Here is a 16711-nt window from a genome sequence, read left to right as displayed (position 1 = left end):
CGTCTCAGGTCAGCGGTTGACTCGGGGCAGGCCCAGGGCCACCATGCCGATGATGTCGCGCTGAATCTCGTTGGTGCCGCCGCCGAAGGTCAGGATCAGCGCGGAGCGGTGCATCCGCTCGACCTTCCCGCGCAGTAGCACGCCGTGTGAATCCTGGCGCAGTGTCGCCGACGGGCCGAGGATCTCCATCAACAGCCGGTAGGCCTCGGTGGCCAGTTCGGTACCGAACACCTTGGCTGCCGAGGCGTCGGCGGGGTTGAGGGTGCCGCTCTTGGCCGAGGCCAGCTCCCAGTTGATCAACTTCAGGTACTCGGCCTTGGCGTGCACGCGGGCGAGGTTGAGCTGCACCCATTCCGAATCGATCAGCCGGTTGCCGTGGGCATCCTTGGTGTTCTGGGCCCACTCGCGAACCTGGTTGAGCGCCAAGAAGATCGGCTGGGCGGAAACCAGCGCGACGCGCTCGTGGTTGAGCTGGTTGGTGACCAGCTTCCAGCCGCCGTTCTCCTCGCCGACCCGGCTGCTCACCGGCACGCGCACGTCCTGGTAGTAGGTGGCGCTGGTGCCGACTCCGGCCATTGTGTGCACCGGCGTCCAGGAGAAGCCTTCGGCGGAGGTCGGCACGATCAGCACGGAGATGCCGCGGTGCTTTTTGGCTTCGGAGTTGGTGCGCACCGCCAGCCAGACGTAGTCGGCGTACTGGATCAGGCTGGTCCACATCTTCTGGCCGTTGACCACGTAGTCGTCGCCGTCGAGCACCGCGGTGGTGCGAAGCGCCGCCAGATCGGTGCCGGCACCGGGCTCGGAGTAGCCGATCGAGAAGTGCAGATCACCGGAGGCGATCTTGGGCAGGTAGAACTTCTTCTGCTCCTCGGTGCCGTAGGCCATGATCGTCGGCGCGACGCTGTTGATGGTCAGGAACGGCACGGGCGCGCCGGCGATGGCCGCCTCGTCGGTGAAGATCAGCGAGTCCATCGGGTCGCGATTCTGGCCGCCGTACTCCTTCGGCCAGTTCAGCGTGAGCCAGCCGTCCTTGCCCATCTGGGAGACGGTCTCGCGGTAGACGTTGCCGGTGCCGATCTCGCCGCCGGAGGTCGACATCAGCGCTTCCTGGCGCTCCGGGGTCATCAGCTTGCCGAAATACGTCCGCAACTCGCGGCGCAGCTCCTCTTGTTCAGGGGTGTAACTGATCCGCATGAGCCTGAATCCTTCGCTGAGTTGCCTGAGGCCGGCGACCCGCCGACACTCCTGGTTGTAACACGTTCTAGTCTTGGGGTCCAGCGCCCGTTAGGGCCAGGCATCGAACCGTCTGGTCGTATGGTGGTGCTGCGAACGTCCCCGGACGTCGGGGTCTGTTGGGCAAGGAGGTTGTCATGCGTGTCGAAGTCGACCGTGATCGCTGTGAAGGTAACGCTGTCTGTGTAGGAATCGCGCCGGACCTGTTCGAACTCGATGACGACGATTACGTCCTCGTCACCAAGGATCCGATCCCGGCCGATGAGGAGGCGCTGGCCGAGCAGGCCATCGCCGAATGCCCCCGCGCAGCCCTGACCCGCAAGGACTAGAGGTATTCATAAGTTGACTGCACATGACGTGTCTGACGAACTGACCGACCTGTCCGGACGCGTCGCGGTGGTGACCGGCGCTGCCGCGGGGCTGGGACGCGCCGAGGCCATTGGACTGGCCCGCTCTGGCGCGACCGTCGTGGTCAACGACATGGCCAAAGCCCTCGACGCTTCCGACGTGCTGGACGAGATCAGCGCCGCCGGGTCCAAGGGTGTGGCCGTGATCGGTGACATCAGCCAGCGCTCGACGGCCGACGAACTGGTGGAGACCGCCGATTCGCTGGGCGGGCTGAGCATCGTCGTGAACAACGCCGGTATCACCCGCGACCGGATGCTGTTCAACATGTCCGACGAAGACTGGGACGCCGTCATCGCGGTGCACCTGCGGGGCCACTTCCTGCTGACCCGCAACGCGGCAACGTACTGGCGCAACAAGGCCAAATCGGCCGGGACTGATGGGGCCGGTTCGGTCTACGGCCGGATCATCAACACCTCCTCGGAGGCCGGGTTGTCCGGTCCGGTCGGGCAGGCGAACTACGGCGCCGCCAAGGCTGGGATCACCGCGTTGACGTTGACCGCGTCGCGGGCACTGGGCCGGTACGGGGTGACGGCCAACGCAATCGCGCCGCGGGCGCGCACGGCGATGACCGCCGAGGTGTTCGGTGAGGCCCCACCGGAAGGTCAGGTCGATCCGCTCTCACCCGACCATGTGGTCACCCTGGTGCGCTATCTCGCCTCGCCGGCCTCGCAGAAGATCAGCGGGCAGATCTTCGTCGTCTACGGTCCCACGGTGACGCTGGTGGCTGCTCCGACGGCCGAGCACCGGTTCCATGCCGACGGTCCAGCCTGGGACCCGACGGCGCTGAGCGCATCCATGAGCGAGTACTTCGCCGACCGCGATCCCGAACGCACGTTCGGCGTGATGGGGTTGATGGGCGACTGAGCCGCCGGTCGATCTACTCGACCGCGGAACTCGTACCCGCCTTGGCGTCGGCCAGGGCGTCGAGGAAGGACCGTGCCCAGCGGTCGACGTCGTGCGCCAGAACCTGGCGGCGCAGCGCCCGCATCCGGCGGCGGCCTTCCTCCGGCGTCTGGTTCAGCGCGGCCTCGATGGTGTCCTTGACACCTTCCAGGTCGTGCGGGTTGGTCAGGTAAGCCTGCCGGAGTTCGGCTGCCGCACCGGTGAATTCGCTGAGCACCAGGGCGCCGCCCAGGTCGCTGCGACACGCGACGTACTCCTTGGCAACCAGGTTCATTCCGTCGCGCAGCGGTGTCACCAGCATGACGTCGGCGGCCACGAAGAACGCGATCAGCTCATCACGCGGCACCGGCCGGTGCAGGTAATGCACTACCGGATGGCCGACCTCGCCGTACTCGCCGTTGATGTGGCCGACCTGCTGCTCGATTTCGTTGCGCAAGATCCGGTAGCTGTCCACCCGCTCCCGGCTCGGGGTGGCCAGCTGCACCAGGACGGTGTCGTCGCGCTTGGCGCGCCCCTCGGCGACCAGTTCCGAGAACGCTTTGAGCCGAACGTCGATGCCCTTGGTGTAGTCGAGCCGGTCGACACCGAGCAGTATCTTGCGGGGACTGCCGAGCTCGGCGCGAATCTCCTTGGCGCGCCGCCGGATTCCGCGGTTGCGGGCCGTGCGATCCAGGTCGGCGGAGTCGATCGAGATGGGGAACGCACCGACCTTGACGGTGCGGAACCCCAGCTGCACCTCACCGAACCGCGACCGCACCCCGACCGAGGCTCGCGAGGTGTTGGCGCCGACCAGGCGCCGCGACAGGAACAGGAAATTCTGCGCGCCGCCGGGTAGGTGGAACCCGACGAGGTCGGCACCCAGCAGGCCCTCGATGATCTCGGTGCGCCACGGCAACTGCATGAACAACTCGACCGGTGGGAACGGGATGTGTAGGAAGAACCCGATCGTCAGATCCGGCCGCAGCATCCGCAGCATCTTCGGCACCAGCTGCAGCTGGTAGTCCTGCACCCACACCGTCGCACCCTCGGCCGCCGCTCGGGAGGTAGCCTCGGCGAAGCGCCGATTGACGTCGACGTAGCGATCCCACCATTCGCGGTGGTAGATCGGCTTGACGATCACATCGTGGTACAGCGGCCACAGCGTGGCATTGGAGAAGCCCTCGTAGTATTCGGCGACGTCCTCGGCGCTGAGCTTCACCGGGAACAGCTGCAGGCCCTCCTCGACGATCGGCTCCTCGGGGCCGTCGACGACACCGGGCCAGCCGATCCAGGCACCCCGCTGCCGGCGCAGCAACGGCTCCAGCGCGGTGACCAGCCCCCCGGGGCTGCGTTTCCAGGTGACGGTGCCGTCGGGCAACCGCTCCATGTCGATCGGGAGCCGGTTGGCTACGACCACGAAGTCAGAGTTTCCGGAGGGGGCGGGTTTCCGGTCTCCGGACACCGTCTAGGCCTCGAGCTTTGAGGGTCCAATACCGAGCATCGACAAGAAGACCCGGCACTCGTCGGCGTCGGTGGCGTAGGCCGCGACGACTCGACGGGCCTGGCGCGCCGTGCTGTCGGCCAGCGGCTCCACGTCGTCGATATCCGCAGGATTTGTTTTTGCAGGCATGTCCCAACCTTAGCTAAGGGTCACAAACTCACTACGGGCTCGACGAAATCGTCGACTTCGGCTGGACAGCCACCTCGTCCTGACTGGCCTCGTAGCAGGCCGCCGATTCCCAGTAGCCCGTGCACGGGTAGCCGTTGATATTCGGCACCATGTCGGCCGCTATCCCGGTCTCTGCGGTGGAGGTCACGTCCTGGGTTGTCCGCGGTGCGAGCTCGTCGGTCGCCTGATCACCCTGGGTGGTGGCGATCGGAGTCATCGTCGGCACACAGTTGCCCGTCGTGGGATCCAGCGACTCACCCGACTGACAGCCACCCGAACCACCGGGCTGCACCGCAGCCGGCGCGGGTGCCGGCACCGGCTCGGGGGCAGGTATCGCGCCCTCGCCTTCGGCATGGGCCACCGGCGCCGCGGCGACCGCGAGCGCGAACACGCCCGCGGTCACCAGCTTGGCTGCCCAACTGGAATGGATCGGCATCGTTGCCCTCCTGGTCTGGTCGCTGCCTACGGGCTGGACGAGATGCTGGAGTGCGGTTCGACTGCGGGGACCTGGTTCTCCTGCAACCCGATGCACTGCCCGGTGTTGGCGCCGGTGCAGGGAATTCCCTGAACCTCGGGCAGGCTGTTCGGATCGCCCGGCGTGGAGAACGTCGTGTTCCCGCTACCGGTCGGCGTCGGGTAATTGCCACCCGGCACGTTGGGCACCAGTTCCGGCGTGCAGTCCCCCGTGTAGATGTCCTCGAGTTCACCAGCCGGGCAGGCCATGGCCGGACCAGCCGGTGCACCCGCCGGCCCCGCGAAGTACGCCACTGCGGGAGCGGCTGCGATCGCGATGCTGAATCCACCTGCAAGGAGGATGCGTCGGCCGACTGAGGGGGAAATCGTCATACTTCACACTTCCTAGAGAAGTCGACGGAGTTCCGAAGTCGGCCCTCCGCTCTACGGACTGGACGAGATGGTCGAGTGGGGTTCTACGACCGGAGCCTGCTGCTCTTCCTGCAATCCTATGCACTGACCGGTGTTTGCGCCTGTGCAAGGTATCCCCTGAACTTCCGGCAGGCTGTTGGGATCGCCGGGGGTCGAGAAACTGACTTCGCCGGGCGGAGTGGCGGGCAAGACCTCGCACGCGCCGGTCTCCGGATTGGCGGACTGGCCGGCCGGACATTCGGCCACGGCGGGTCCGGCCACTGGGACGGCCAAGGCGGCCATCAGGGGCGCCGCTGCGACGGCGAGGGCGAAGCCACCGGCCAAGGCCATGCGCTGCACCGAATTCTTCAAATTAGCCATGATCGTGCTCTCTTGTCGTTTGCTGAGCGGCTGCGTCAGTGCAGTGTATTGCTGCCATGGGCATACCGCAGTTGTTCGGTCGTAATATCGCGCCCCCGCACGGGATCGTTACACCGGGGTCAATATTTATCTCAAGAAATTTCTTGAGCCGCGCGATTGCGACTTCGCCCGGCCGTGACCACTGGTTACTGCCGACCTGTTGTGCGACTGGAGGCGATTGCGGCCGGAATCGGCACAACGGAGTCGGCCGCGGTGAAATGACCCGCAGCGGCCTTTGTTCGCGCCGATACCGGGCCGGTGCAGTGCCGGGCGGATGCCGTCGAACACGGTCGGACGGGTCGTTGTTTTTGATTGCCAGATGTTCGCTAACGGCGATTGCCCGTCGCGGTGCGCGGCCCTTCCGGCCGGGCCTGCGGTGGACCGGGACGCGCTCTATGCCGCGACGCGGCGCCGTGGTTCTATACGTAGAACCTGTTCCAGTTTTGTGTGAGGAGTGCGGCGTGCAGCTCTCGTTCGAGGATCGGACATACCTGATCACCGGTGGTGGCAGCGGTATCGGCAAGGGGGTGGCAGAGGGGTTGGCCAAGGCCGGCGCCAACGTGATGATCGTCGGGCGCAACGCCGATCGGCTCGCCGCCACCGCCGATGAGATCAATGCCTCCGCACCGGCGGGCCACGTCAACTACGAACCCGCCGACGTCGTGAACGAGGACCAGATCGCTGCGGCCGTCGAGGCTGCCACGGCGTGGAACGGGCGGCTCCACGGTGTGGTGCACTGCGCCGGCGGTTCCCAGACCATTGGCCCGATCACCCAGATGGATTCCGAGGCTTGGCGCGCGACCGTCGACCTCAACATCAACGGCTCGATGTACGTGCTCAAGCACTCGGCGCGCGAAATGGTGCGCGGCGGAGGCGGTTCCTTCGTCGGAATCTCGTCGATCGCGGCCAGCAACACCCACCGCTGGTTCGGGCCATACGGGGTCACCAAATCCGGTCTCGACCACCTGATCAAGCTGGCTGCCGACGAACTCGGTGCGTCCTGGGTGCGGGTCAACGGCATCCGGCCCGGGCTGATCCGTACCGAACTCGTCCAATTGGTCCTGGACTCACCGGAACTCAGCGGGGATTACCGGGTGTGCACGCCGCTGCCGCGCCCCGGCGAGGTCTCCGACGTCGCCAACACGGCGATGTTCCTGCTCAGCGACGCCGCCGAATGGATCACCGGGCAGATCATCGGAGTCGACGGCGGACAGAATCTGCGTCGCGGTCCAGACTACTCGGCGATGCTCGAACCCGCCTTCGGCGCCGACGCCCTACGCGGAGTCGTCTGAGACTGCCGCGTCGCGGGCCGCAAGACTGCCCACCGCCGACCAATCCAGATGCTCGCCGCCACCGGCAAGCAGACGCAGGAAGCGGTCGCGCAGCAGGCTGGCGATCGGCAACGGCACCCGCAACTGCTCGGCGGCGGCCAGCACCAGGCCGATGTCCTTGTGGCCCAACGGTGCTGCGAATCCGGCCGGCTCGAACTGCTCGCTGGCGATGAGGTTGCCGTAGGTCCGATACACCGGCGCGGTGAACAGGGTCGAGGTCAGGATCTCCAGATACTGATGTTTGTCGACCCCGCCCCGGCTCACCAGGGCCATCGCCTCGCCGAGCGACTCGATCACCGAGCCGATCAGGAAGTTCCCGCTGAGCTTGACCAGGTTGGCCGCCGACGGATCGGTCGACACCACGAATGTCCGCTGCCCGATCGCCTCGAACACCGGCATCACCGACGACACGGTGTCGGCCGCCCCGGCGGCAACGACGAACAGCGCCGCAGCGGCGGCGGCGTCCGGCCGGCCGAATACCGGTGCCGACACGAAACCCTGCCCGGCGGTGCCGTGCGCCTGGGCGAGCCGGTTGGCCAGTTCGACACTGATGGTGCTGGAGGAGATGTGCACGGTCTCCGGCGCCGCCGCGGCGATGATGCCGTCGTCTCCGAACGCCACCGCCGTCACCGCGCTGTCGTCGGCAAGCATGGTGACCACCGCGTCGCCCCCGCAGGCGTCGGCGACGGTGTCGGCGGGCCGGGCTCCCGCCGCCGCCAGCGCGTCGACCTTCGCCCGCGACCGGTTGTAGACGGTGACCTCGTGACCTGCCTTGATCAGATTCGAGGCCATGCCCGCGCCCATGTTGCCCAGCCCAATCAGTCCAACCCGCATGCCACCATCGTGGCGGCACCGAGCCGTAATGGCCAACCGGGATCCGCCGCTAGTTGACGCAGGGGATGCCGCCGCCGTCGATCGGCGCGCCCTGATCCGGTGTCGGAGAGGTCGAGGTGTCGCCCCAACTCTGCACCGTGCTGGATGCTGCGTCGTCCAGCGTCTCCGGTTGGTCCGGTGGAAGGTCGTAGCCCACTCCGAGGATGACGCGGACGTGGTCGGCAGCCAGAGCGCTGCTGGCCTGGGGGGCGTTTTCGACGCCGAGCACGGTGGCCACCGACTGGGCGTCGATCTGTGCCCCCGGTCCATAGGTGATCACGGTGTCGATGGGCTCACCGGACTCGCGATCGCGAACCGTGTCGACGGTGAAGTCGTGCTTGCCCAGTAGGCCCGCAGCCTGTGCGGCCAGCCCTGAGGTGTCGCTGGCGTTGACGACGCTGATCACGGTCTGCGGGTTGGGCTGTGGAAGTGGTTGCGAGCCGGTGGTTGCCGTTCCGGTCGCTGCCGGTCCGCCGATGGCCCTGGCGATCTCGGCGCGGATCTTGGCCGGATCGACGATGTTGACGTCCTGGCCGTTGACGTTCTCGTAGCGCACCACCGGCAGGGTGCGGAATTCGACGTTGCCGCCGGCCAGCGAGGCCATCCGGCGGAACTGGTCCTCCCCCCACCCTTCCGACAACACGATGTCCTCGCGGGCCACCGCCATCAGCCGCTTGAACTTGTCCAGGTCGGTGAACGAGCCCGACTGCTGCAATTCGTGCATCACCGACAACAGGAAAGCCTGCTGACGGTGGGTGCGGTCGAGGTCCCCGTTCTCCAGTCCGTGCCGCTGTCGCACGAACGCCAGGGCCTGCGCGGCGTCCAACCGTTGCCGGCCGGCCGGGAAGTCGGCCCCCGAATAGTCGTCGTGCACGGCGTGGAGCAGGCAGACTTCCACCCCGCCGAGGCTGTCCGCCAGATGGTAGAAGCCGGCCAGGTTGACCTCGGCGAAATAGTCGATGGGCTGGCCGGTCAGGTTGCGGACCGCCCGGATGGTCGCCTTGCGGCCGGCTTCGCGTCCCGCCCGCTCCAGCGCGGCGCGGTCGCTGACGCCCTCGTCGACCAGCTCCTGCTCGGTCTGGAACTTGGTCAGGCCGTACGCCTCTTTGATCTTGATGTGGTTGTAGCCCTCGATGCCGGTGACGGCCACATAGTCGTCGCGGGGTATCGAGAAGGCGACGACGCTGTCGTCGGCACCGATGTGAACCAGGATCAGGGTATTGGTGTTGTACCCGCCGGACTCGGAGTCTCCGGCGTGCAGCTTGTCGAGGACCTCGTCGGGCAACTCGTTGCCGTCCTGGTCCTTGCGGGAGTCCAGCCCGATGAGCAGGATGTTCATCGCGCCGCCGCTGGACCTGGGCTCGTCGGAGCCCAATGCCTGGGAAACGGTGATCCCGCTGAGCAGGCCGTGTGCTTCCGAATACGCCAACCCGGTGACCATCAGCACGACCACCGAAATCAGTCCCAGAGCGGCGTGACTGATGACGCGGACCGTCCGGCGCCCGGTGCCGGACCGGTGGCGGCCGCGACGGTTGCTCGCGACCGCCGCACGCGGAGGCGGCGATGGATCCATGACCGACAGTATGCGGGCAGATCCCGGTCGGGCCCCAGCTAGGCCGGTTCACTTCGGAGTTTGGACCCGTGCCCCCGCTGCGCGGCAGTACTGTCCAGCGCAGAGCGAAGGTTTGCGACGAACCGGAAGGCCCACCATGCGGATGCGTGCCTCCCGCTGGACAGCGGCAGTTGTCATCGCCGGCGTCGGTACGGCCGGCCTGCTCACCGCATCGCCGGCCCGGGCCGATTGCGTCTACGGCGGCGGCTCGACGGTGTGCGCGCAGGGGGAGGTGCGCGGCGCCGAGGGAGCGCCGCCCACCTCGGGCAGCCCCTATGTTCCCTACCCCTGCGACTACGACCCGTACTGCTATGACGGCGGCCTGTCGATCATCCTCGACCCCGGCGACGGCCCCAATCGTCCGCCGCGTCCCCGTCCGCCGCGGCCGACTCCCCGGCAGGGGTGAGGCGCCCATGCCGCCGACACCGCAGAAGCCCGGCCCGGGCCAGGAATCGGTCTGGGATTACCCACGGCCGCCGTGCCTCGAGCCGTTCGAGGGCAGGATCACCGTGGAACTCGGCGGCCGGGTGATCGCGTCCACCGACCGGAGCTGGCGGGTGCTCGAGACCAGCCATCCGCCCACCTACTACCTGCCGCGCGCGGCGTTCGCGGCCGGGGTGCTGCGGCCGGCGCCCGGCTCCTCCTGGTGTGAATGGAAGGGACAGGCCCGCTACTTCGACCTGGTTACCGATGCGGCGGTGGCAGCCAAGGCGGCGTGGACCTATCCGAACCCGACCCCCGGGTTCGAGCCGATCGCCGACGCGATTGCCGTGCTGGCCGGGCAGGTCGACCGGTGCACCGTCGACGGGGAAACGGTCGTCGCTCAACCCGGCGGTTTCTACGGCGGGTGGATCACCAGCCGGGTGGTCGGCCCATTCAAGGGGATCCCCGGTTCAACGGGCTGGTAGCGAAACATGACGGAAACATGATCGCCTCATACGTGAAACACCGCGCCGACATCCTCGTCGAGACCGTCGAAGGAGCCGGACTTGGAGTCGATCGATCCCGCAGCCACCGCCTGGCTATTGGCCAGTACTGCACTGGTCTTGTTGATGACGCCCGGGCTGGCGATCTTCTACGGCGGGATGGTCCGCACCACCGGTGTGCTCAACATGATCATGATGAGCTTCATCGCGATCCCGCTGGTCACCGTGGCCTGGCTGCTGTTCGGCTACAGCCTGGCCTTCTCCGGAACCAGCCTGGGTGGGTTCATCGGCGACCTCGCGCACGCCGGAATGGCCGGCATCGGCCCGGGCACCGCCCATGGTTCGGTCCCTGAGCTGCTCTTCGCCACCTTTCAGCTCAGCTTCGCAATCATCACCGCGGCACTGGTCAGTGGTGCGATCGCCGACCGCGCCAAGTTCGCCGCCTGGATGATCTTCGTGCCGGTGTGGTCCATCGTGGTGTATTCGGTTGTGGCGCATTGGGTGTGGGCGCCGGGCGGCTGGCTTTTCAGGCTCGGGGTGCTGGACTATGCCGGCGGGCTGGTGGTCGAGATCGTCTCCGGCGCCTCGGCTTTGGCGCTGGCGCTGGTGCTGGGACCGCGTATCGGCTTCAAGGTCGACGCGATGCGTCCGCACAACCTGCCCTTCGTGCTGCTCGGTGTCGGGCTGCTGTGGTTCGGGTGGTTCGGCTTCAACGCCGGATCGGCATCGGCGGCCAACGGCACCGCCGCGGCGATCTTCCTCAATACGCTGGTGGCCGGCTGCCTCGGCATGCTCGGGTGGTTGTCGGTCGAGCAGATTCGCGATGGCAGGCCCACGACGTTCGGGGCCGCCTCGGGTGTGGTCGCCGGCCTGGTCGCCATCACCCCGTCGTGCGGGACGGTCAACACCCTGGGTGCCGCGGTGGTGGGCCTGCTGGCGGGCATCGTGTGCTCCTTCGCGATCGGACTGAAGTTCCGGTTCGGCTACGACGACTCCCTCGACGTGGTCGGTGTGCACTTCGTCGGCGGGGTGGTCGGCGTGCTGCTCATCGGCTTCCTCGCCACCCCGGTCATGACCGGAGGACCCGAGGGGCTGCTGTACGGCGGTGGGCTGGCGCAACTGGGCAAGCAGGCACTGGCGATGGTGGTGGTGGCCGCCTACGCCTTCGCAATGTCGTACGGACTGGCCACGCTGATCGACCGCACCATCGGCTTCCGGCTCAGCCCGGAAGACGAGACCGCCGGGGTGGACTTCACCCAGCACGCCGAGACGGCCTACGCCGAAGGTGTGCACGGGCATCAGCCCCTGCGCCGGCCGTTGTTCGGCGAGTCACGACCGCGACCAGAACCCGACCCCGACTGAGCCACTGAGAATTCTGCTGCGCGCAATGATGGCGCTGGCTCACCTGGCTGCGTAACTTGGCGCTGCTGAACGGAGGTGGTTCGTGTCGGGTGCATGGGCGTCGGTATCGGCCGAGCTGATCCCACTGGCGTTGGTGGTCGCCCTCTCACCGGTGTCGGTGTTGCCGGCCCTGCTGCTGGTGCTGTACTCGGCCCGGCCGCGCGCGGCGGGGCTGGCCTTCGTATCCGGGTGGCTGATCGGCCTGACCGCGTTGACGATCGTGTTCCTCAATCTGCCAACGCTGCTGGGCGGCTCGGCGGGTACGGCATCGGCGGGCCAGCACTGGATGCGGATCGGCGCCGGCGCCGCGCTGATCGTCACCGGCGGATGGCTGTGGGCGCGGCGCAGGCACTCGGCGCGCTCCGCTCGCTGGCTCGATGCCCTCGGAAGGCTACCTCCGAGCCGGACCGCGGCGATGGGCCTGGTACTGGCCCTGGTCAATCCGAAGATCATCGTGGCCTGTGCCGCAGCGGGTTTGGCCATCGCCAGTGTCGCGCTCGGTGCCGCCGGCCACGCCCTGGCCGTGGGGTACTTCGTTGCGGCCGCCGGTTCGACGACGGTGCTGCCGGTGCTCGCTCACGTCGCCGCGGCCAAGCGGTTCGACCGGGGGCTGGAGCGATTGCGGGCCTGGATTCAGCGCCGTAACAGTGAAATCAGTGCGATCGCCCTGGTCGTCATCGGCCTGGTCTTGATCCTCAGCGGTATCCGCGGACTCTAAAGACCTCGTTTTCTGGAGACCGGAACTTCTCCGTCGGCATGAACCTCAAGGAACTCATCGACTCGCGGGCATCCAGATAACCGGCGTCCTTGCCGACCCCGTTGAGCATCACGTCGTATCCCCTCGTCTGCTCGGTTCCGGGATTGTGGCTGCAATCTCGGAGTCGGGCGTCGCGCACGCCGATATCCAGCGCGCCGCGCCGCCCGGGAAATCGGGCACCGGCCTCAGCGCGGAGGGTCGCCGCGCCAGGCGAAGCTGTTGACGTACTTGTCCAGATCGATCGCGAGTTCCAGGTTGGCGGCCGAGGGCCGTCCTGGCCCAAACTTCGGGCCGAACTGGCGGAATGGGCCGATGGCACCGGCGAGCAGGGCGTAGTCGTTCTTCACCGCCACCAGGATCACCAGTCGAAGGTGCTGGTAGGAGGAATCACCGTCCTGCGGCCAGAGGTCGGCGACCTCACCGTAGCCGTGCTGGTAGCCGACCATCGCATTGGGGATCTGGTAGGCCGTGCGCTTGTTCGGATAGCGCTCGGCCAAGAACGCCGTGGCGATCTCCTGGGCCGACTTCCCGCCGGCCGGCTGGCCCCACAGCTTCATGGTCCCGCCATCACCGCCGGTGTAGCCAGCCCGGACGCCATTGGCGTCGAAGGTGATGTCATACGACGAGTCTGGACTGGGGTAGGACACCGAGAACTCGCCGCCGGGAGCGGTGAAGCGGGGGAGTGAGGCGACCGGTGTGCCGGTGGGCGGCCGACCGCAGTCGGGTGGGCAGTTATAGAGAACGGCGGGCTCGGCGATGCTTGCGGACAACCCGATCAAGGGCGCCGCGATCACCGATATGACGACGGCCCAGACAACCGGCACCCGCACGTTGGGTGTGCGGGGCAATGGCTCAGCGGTGTACGTCACCGCGGCATCCGCATACCCCGGCCACCGCGGTTCGGTGCCGGTGGCGTCCTCGGTGTCCCGGTGGGCAACCAGGTCTCGGCGTTGGGCGCGTGAGGTGTTCGAGGACGCGTGCGCGGCGGCGCCGCAGAGCGGGCAGAACGCCATCTCGGGAACCACCGTGCGGCAGTGCAGACACAGCTGAGGTTCGCGCCCGCCCCGGTCCGGCTGTTCGTGGAGCAGGGCGAGCTGAACGCCGACCCGGAGCGCGAGCAACGCGACCAAAGCCATGGCAACATGCCAGGCCAGCATCTTGGCCTGGGGCAGCCCGGCGGTGTCGGTGATACCCACGACGCCGTATATGGCCAACACCACCACACCGAAGAGGGCCAAGGTACCGACCACTAAGACACGGCGCCGGGGCCTGCCGTTGGCGGCGCGCTTGAACCACAGTGCGGCACCGACCAATCCGCCGGCACAGGCCGCGGTCAGCGGTATCGTCACCCCACGGATCGCGGCCTCGACGAGAAGCCATTCGACGGGCCGATTCTTCGAAACGGTGGCTGCGGCGAACTGTGGCGCCAGCCGGGTGAAGGTCGCGGCCGAGGTGAAGCTGATCGCGGATACCATCCCGATCACGAAGCCGTTCAACGATTCCCGCTTTCCCGGCCGCGTCAGCCGGACCACCAGGGCGGGAATCATCATCAGCAGCGCGCCGCCTTCGGCGACGCCAAGACCGTCTCGCAGCACTCGATTGCCGGCGATGCCGACATCGAATGGCGCCCCGGTTTCCCGGATCACCAGATCGCCGGTCAACAGGACCCAGCCCACCCCGATCGCGACCCCCAGTCCGGCGGTCAGCAGCAGCGAGCTACGGGGGATGTCGCGGTAGACCCCGGTCTGCTGCTGATAGATCACCAGCAGCATGGGCAGGCCGAGCGCCGCGACGGTAACCAGCGCGCCGGGCAGTTTGATTTCGATTGACAACGCCATCGCGGCGATCAGCAGAACCAGCCCGTAAGTGAATGGGGTGCGGGCCAATTGGGAGAGGTGGGGAAAGAGTGAGCTGGCGATCGCGGGCCGCAGTACATGTTCCTCGGGCGCTGCGCAGAAGACACGGGGCCGCAGCCACTGCGGACCGTCGCCGGCCTGCGGGGCCAGATGTGCGCCACACGCCCCGCAGAAGACTCCGGCGGGTACCTCGGCGGTGCATGCCGGGCAGATCATCGTCACCACTTGGCGCACGCGCATTTCTGGATGGCCAGGATGTCCCGAGCCAGATTGTGGACATCCGGAGTGCCGAGCCCGGTCACCAGGTCGTAACCCGGGCCGGCGTTGTCGACGGCGTTGCCCCCCAACGTGACGTCGCGGAAGCCGGGCAGCCGTGCCCCTTGCGCAATTTCGTACAGCAACGGGTTCAGCTCGCCGATCGCATGCCCGCCGTTCTTGGATAGGTACTCGTTCATCAACGCCGTTAGGCCGGCCCAGATGGGGGCGGACACGGATGTGCCGCCACCCACCGCAGACTGGCGTCGAAACACGATCCGCACGCCGGTCACGGGGTCGGCGACGGCCGCGATGTCCGGCGTCAGCCGCCGGCCGGGCGGGGCGGCCACCCGCAGCCCGGCCTGCCAGGGCGGGCGGTCAAACAGGTTGGAGACCCCACCTCCGGTGCCCTGTGAGATGGCCGGTGCGAACCAAGACTGTTCGGCGAGCCAGCGTCCCTCTGCGTCGGTCGACAAGGTGGTGCCACCGACGTCAGTCATCTCCGGCACCGATGCCACCGAGTCCAACCCGATGTCGTCGGCATGCGGTGCGTCCGACCAGTTGTGGCCGCCCTTGCATTCCAGGCCGGCGAGGTCGCCGCTGGCGTTGAACGCGGTGGTGCCGTTGCGCAGGGCGGCGGCCAATGCGCTTCGAACCGGCAGCATGTCGGCGGCAGTCATGATCTTGTCGCAGCCCCAGCCGATCGAAAAGCTCCACACCGCACCCGGATAGCGGCGATCAGCCTCCTCCATCAAGGCGCCGATCTTCTCGTAGGTGGCGTCACCGGATACCGTGGGCCGCGCGTTGACCAAGACCTTCCTGGCATCCGGTGCGATCGCGTGGATGGCCTCCAAGTCCATCGTCGCCTCGCCGGTGCGCTGTGAAGCCATCGCGCCCATCAGTTCTGGGGTGAACTTGGGCAGGTTGAACGACGAGGCGAACATGTCGAGGTCTTCTTGATCGAATCCGTCGAAGGCGAACACCAGGACCGTGACACCCTTGCCGCTGTAGCCGTCCTCGCGCAACGGCTGGGCGTTGTAGGTGCGCAGTAGCGCATCCGGGGCGAGCCCGTCGTCGGGTACGGCGAGCGGCGCGATGGACGGCGACGACTCGTGGTGGGGGATGTAGCCCAGGATCCTGCCGAGTTCGGACACGTCGCCGGCGACCGGTGCGGGGATGACCGGTTGTCGCGGCGAGGCGTAGAACACCTGGCCCAGCCGCCCTCGGTAGTCGTGCACGGGTACGTCGAAGGCTGCGGCGACCGCCGCGGGCGGCCCCTCGACGACGGCCCACTGATTGCCGGACCGCCAACGTACCGAGAGCCCTTGTCGGCGCGCCCAACTGATCAGGGACGCGGGCTTGTCCTCGCTGTGCAGGCCGGCGACGAGCTGGACGTGATCGCCGCCCGCGGGACCGAGGTCGGTGGAGGCGGCGAGCAGGGACGCGTAGGGACCGGTGATGGTGCCTGCGGGCGGGGGCGTATCACCGGGCCGGTGGGCGGTGAATATCACGATGAGCCCGGCGGCAGTCACGATCGCGGCACACAGCGCCGACCATCTGACGAACCGTCTGGGCGTGGACATGCTTGGCGTTCCCCTTACCCTTCCGCGTAGCGACTAGCTCCCCGGATGTACACAGGAGGTGGGTGGTTGACGCGTTGGACATTAGCAGCGCGGTCGTCATCGGGTGCGATGTCGCGCAGGTTGCGCGCAAGCGAACATTCTCTGACGCGGGCATCCGGATGGGCTCCGGGGCTTGGGGGTTACGGGTGGCGGCGATTAGGTTGCCGATTATGGACAAGGGGTGCGCTGAGATGGGTGATCGGGACATGAACCGGCTGTTCACGTTCACTCGCCAACTGGGTTTGGCGGTCGGCTGTACGGCAATCGGTGCCGCGGTTAGCCTTTCGGCCGGATGCGGGCACTCGAGCAAGGAGAGCCCATCCACCACGAGCAAGCCGGCGCCGTCGCCTACCGAGAAGGGTGCGATCGAGATTCCCAAGCAGGCGTTCAATCCGAACATGAACGCCGCCGATGGGATGCTCGCCCTGGAAAGCGAGGGTTACATCGTGCAGTTGAACAGCGGCGGCGGATATACCGGAGACCGGCCGCTGTCGGCCTGCAAGATCCTCAGCGTCGACGGCCTGCGCGGCGACACCCCGCCAGCCAACACCACGGTCTACCTGACCGTGTCCTGCCCGAACAGCAACAACTGATCCTCGCCG

Annotated in this window: 18 protein-coding genes; 8 read left to right on the top strand and 10 right to left on the bottom strand. The window is 67.4% G+C overall.

The window, feature by feature from the left end; all coding sequences use genetic code 11:
* Positions 1–9 precede the first annotated feature (9 nt).
* Positions 10–1194 carry an acyl-CoA dehydrogenase gene (locus ADBZ9K_RS19810; protein ID WP_526623448.1) on the bottom strand — a complete coding sequence of 395 codons (1185 nt, stop codon included), beginning with the start codon at positions 1192–1194 and terminating at the stop codon, positions 10–12.
* Between the two features lie 176 nt (positions 1195–1370).
* Between ADBZ9K_RS19810 and ADBZ9K_RS19805 the strand changes: the two genes are divergently transcribed.
* Complete coding sequence (locus ADBZ9K_RS19805; protein ID WP_526623446.1) at positions 1371–1562, top strand: ferredoxin; 192 nt, start codon at positions 1371–1373, stop codon at positions 1560–1562.
* A 4-nt stretch (positions 1563–1566) separates the two neighbouring features.
* Positions 1567–2505 carry a 3-oxoacyl-ACP reductase gene (locus ADBZ9K_RS19800; RefSeq protein ID WP_526624252.1) on the top strand — a complete coding sequence of 313 codons (939 nt, stop codon included), beginning with the start codon at positions 1567–1569 and terminating at the stop codon, positions 2503–2505.
* Between the two features lie 13 nt (positions 2506–2518).
* Here the strand turns inward: ADBZ9K_RS19800 and ADBZ9K_RS19795 are convergent, their stop codons facing one another.
* From ADBZ9K_RS19795 to ADBZ9K_RS19775, 5 genes are read right to left on the bottom strand one after another with little or no spacing between them, the layout of a single operon-like run.
* Positions 2519–3985: an alpha,alpha-trehalose-phosphate synthase (UDP-forming) gene (locus tag ADBZ9K_RS19795; RefSeq protein WP_526623444.1), complete on the bottom strand. Its 1467-nt coding sequence runs from the start codon at positions 3983–3985 to the stop codon at positions 2519–2521.
* A gap of 3 nt (positions 3986–3988) precedes the next feature.
* Positions 3989–4153: a hypothetical protein gene (locus ADBZ9K_RS19790; RefSeq protein ID WP_526254989.1), complete on the bottom strand. Its 165-nt coding sequence runs from the start codon at positions 4151–4153 to the stop codon at positions 3989–3991.
* Between the two features lie 31 nt (positions 4154–4184).
* Positions 4185–4628 carry a hypothetical protein gene (locus tag ADBZ9K_RS19785; protein WP_526623442.1) on the bottom strand — a complete coding sequence of 148 codons (444 nt, stop codon included), beginning with the start codon at positions 4626–4628 and terminating at the stop codon, positions 4185–4187.
* A gap of 26 nt (positions 4629–4654) precedes the next feature.
* The gene (locus ADBZ9K_RS19780) at positions 4655–5038 is read right to left on the bottom strand and encodes an intersectin-EH binding protein Ibp1 (protein ID WP_526623440.1); all 384 of its coding nucleotides are present in this window, start codon (positions 5036–5038) and stop codon (positions 4655–4657) included.
* A 51-nt stretch (positions 5039–5089) separates the two neighbouring features.
* Positions 5090–5437, bottom strand: coding sequence for an intersectin-EH binding protein Ibp1 (locus tag ADBZ9K_RS19775; protein ID WP_526623439.1), 348 nt, complete (start codon positions 5435–5437; stop codon positions 5090–5092).
* A 500-nt stretch (positions 5438–5937) separates the two neighbouring features.
* Between ADBZ9K_RS19775 and ADBZ9K_RS19770 the strand changes: the two genes are divergently transcribed.
* The gene (locus tag ADBZ9K_RS19770; protein WP_526623437.1) at positions 5938–6768 is read left to right on the top strand and encodes an SDR family oxidoreductase; all 831 of its coding nucleotides are present in this window, start codon (positions 5938–5940) and stop codon (positions 6766–6768) included.
* Here ADBZ9K_RS19770 and ADBZ9K_RS19765 read toward each other — a convergent pair.
* Complete coding sequence (locus ADBZ9K_RS19765) at positions 6751–7641, bottom strand: NAD(P)-dependent oxidoreductase (RefSeq protein WP_526623435.1); 891 nt, start codon at positions 7639–7641, stop codon at positions 6751–6753. The genes ADBZ9K_RS19770 and ADBZ9K_RS19765 overlap by 18 nt on opposite strands.
* Before the next feature lie 49 nt (positions 7642–7690).
* Positions 7691–9253: an LCP family protein gene (locus tag ADBZ9K_RS19760; protein ID WP_526623433.1), complete on the bottom strand. Its 1563-nt coding sequence runs from the start codon at positions 9251–9253 to the stop codon at positions 7691–7693.
* A 142-nt stretch (positions 9254–9395) separates the two neighbouring features.
* On the opposite strand from ADBZ9K_RS19760, the gene ADBZ9K_RS19755 reads away from it, so the two are divergent.
* The 4 genes from ADBZ9K_RS19755 (at position 9396) to ADBZ9K_RS19740 (ending at position 12337) form a co-directional block, all read left to right on the top strand.
* Positions 9396–9698 carry a hypothetical protein gene (locus ADBZ9K_RS19755; protein WP_526623432.1) on the top strand — a complete coding sequence of 101 codons (303 nt, stop codon included), beginning with the start codon at positions 9396–9398 and terminating at the stop codon, positions 9696–9698.
* 7 nt (positions 9699–9705) lie between these two features.
* Positions 9706–10200 (top strand): DUF427 domain-containing protein, encoded by a 495-nt coding sequence (locus ADBZ9K_RS19750; protein WP_526623430.1) that lies wholly within the window; start codon positions 9706–9708, stop codon positions 10198–10200.
* A gap of 81 nt (positions 10201–10281) precedes the next feature.
* The gene (locus ADBZ9K_RS19745; protein ID WP_526623428.1) at positions 10282–11580 is read left to right on the top strand and encodes an ammonium transporter; all 1299 of its coding nucleotides are present in this window, start codon (positions 10282–10284) and stop codon (positions 11578–11580) included.
* Between the two features lie 82 nt (positions 11581–11662).
* Complete coding sequence (locus ADBZ9K_RS19740) at positions 11663–12337, top strand: GAP family protein (RefSeq protein WP_526623426.1); 675 nt, start codon at positions 11663–11665, stop codon at positions 12335–12337.
* A 224-nt stretch (positions 12338–12561) separates the two neighbouring features.
* On the opposite strand, the gene ADBZ9K_RS19735 is transcribed toward ADBZ9K_RS19740, so the two are convergent.
* Both ADBZ9K_RS19735 and ADBZ9K_RS19730 read right to left on the bottom strand, forming a co-directional pair.
* The gene (locus ADBZ9K_RS19735; RefSeq protein ID WP_526623424.1) at positions 12562–14472 is read right to left on the bottom strand and encodes a zinc ribbon domain-containing protein; all 1911 of its coding nucleotides are present in this window, start codon (positions 14470–14472) and stop codon (positions 12562–12564) included.
* Positions 14451–16070, bottom strand: coding sequence for a S53 family peptidase (locus tag ADBZ9K_RS19730; protein ID WP_526623422.1), 1620 nt, complete (start codon positions 16068–16070; stop codon positions 14451–14453). The genes ADBZ9K_RS19735 and ADBZ9K_RS19730 overlap by 22 nt, the downstream gene beginning before the upstream one ends.
* Before the next feature lie 230 nt (positions 16071–16300).
* Between ADBZ9K_RS19730 and ADBZ9K_RS19725 the strand changes: the two genes are divergently transcribed.
* Positions 16301–16702 (top strand): hypothetical protein, encoded by a 402-nt coding sequence (locus tag ADBZ9K_RS19725; protein ID WP_526623420.1) that lies wholly within the window; start codon positions 16301–16303, stop codon positions 16700–16702.
* The last annotated feature ends 9 nt before the right edge of the window (positions 16703–16711 follow it).

The organism is Mycobacterium sp. (assembly GCF_965229265.1).
GTDB lineage: Bacteria > Actinomycetota > Actinomycetes > Mycobacteriales > Mycobacteriaceae > Mycobacterium.
This window is presented reverse-complemented; position numbering and strand designations above follow the sequence as displayed.

What these genes read in the sequence shown, in the direction of transcription:
- ADBZ9K_RS19805 (WP_526623446.1), top strand. Translation starts at nt 1,371, where the DNA reads ATGCGTGTCGAAGTCGACCGTGATCGCTGTGAAGGTAACGCTGTCTGT.
- ADBZ9K_RS19765 (WP_526623435.1), bottom strand. Translation starts at nt 7,641, where the DNA reads ATGCGGGTTGGACTGATTGGGCTGGGCAACATGGGCGCGGGCATGGCC.
- ADBZ9K_RS19730 (WP_526623422.1), bottom strand. Translation starts at nt 16,070, where the DNA reads ATGTCCACGCCCAGACGGTTCGTCAGATGGTCGGCGCTGTGTGCCGCG.
- ADBZ9K_RS19780 (WP_526623440.1), bottom strand. Translation starts at nt 5,038, where the DNA reads ATGACGATTTCCCCCTCAGTCGGCCGACGCATCCTCCTTGCAGGTGGA.
- ADBZ9K_RS19760 (WP_526623433.1), bottom strand. Translation starts at nt 9,253, where the DNA reads ATGGATCCATCGCCGCCTCCGCGTGCGGCGGTCGCGAGCAACCGTCGC.
- ADBZ9K_RS19750 (WP_526623430.1), top strand. Translation starts at nt 9,706, where the DNA reads ATGCCGCCGACACCGCAGAAGCCCGGCCCGGGCCAGGAATCGGTCTGG.
- ADBZ9K_RS19790 (WP_526254989.1), bottom strand. Translation starts at nt 4,153, where the DNA reads ATGCCTGCAAAAACAAATCCTGCGGATATCGACGACGTGGAGCCGCTG.
- ADBZ9K_RS19735 (WP_526623424.1), bottom strand. Translation starts at nt 14,472, where the DNA reads ATGCGCGTGCGCCAAGTGGTGACGATGATCTGCCCGGCATGCACCGCC.
- ADBZ9K_RS19725 (WP_526623420.1), top strand. Translation starts at nt 16,301, where the DNA reads ATGGGTGATCGGGACATGAACCGGCTGTTCACGTTCACTCGCCAACTG.
- ADBZ9K_RS19775 (WP_526623439.1), bottom strand. Translation starts at nt 5,437, where the DNA reads ATGGCTAATTTGAAGAATTCGGTGCAGCGCATGGCCTTGGCCGGTGGC.
- ADBZ9K_RS19810 (WP_526623448.1), bottom strand. Translation starts at nt 1,194, where the DNA reads ATGCGGATCAGTTACACCCCTGAACAAGAGGAGCTGCGCCGCGAGTTG.
- ADBZ9K_RS19755 (WP_526623432.1), top strand. Translation starts at nt 9,396, where the DNA reads ATGCGTGCCTCCCGCTGGACAGCGGCAGTTGTCATCGCCGGCGTCGGT.
- ADBZ9K_RS19785 (WP_526623442.1), bottom strand. Translation starts at nt 4,628, where the DNA reads ATGCCGATCCATTCCAGTTGGGCAGCCAAGCTGGTGACCGCGGGCGTG.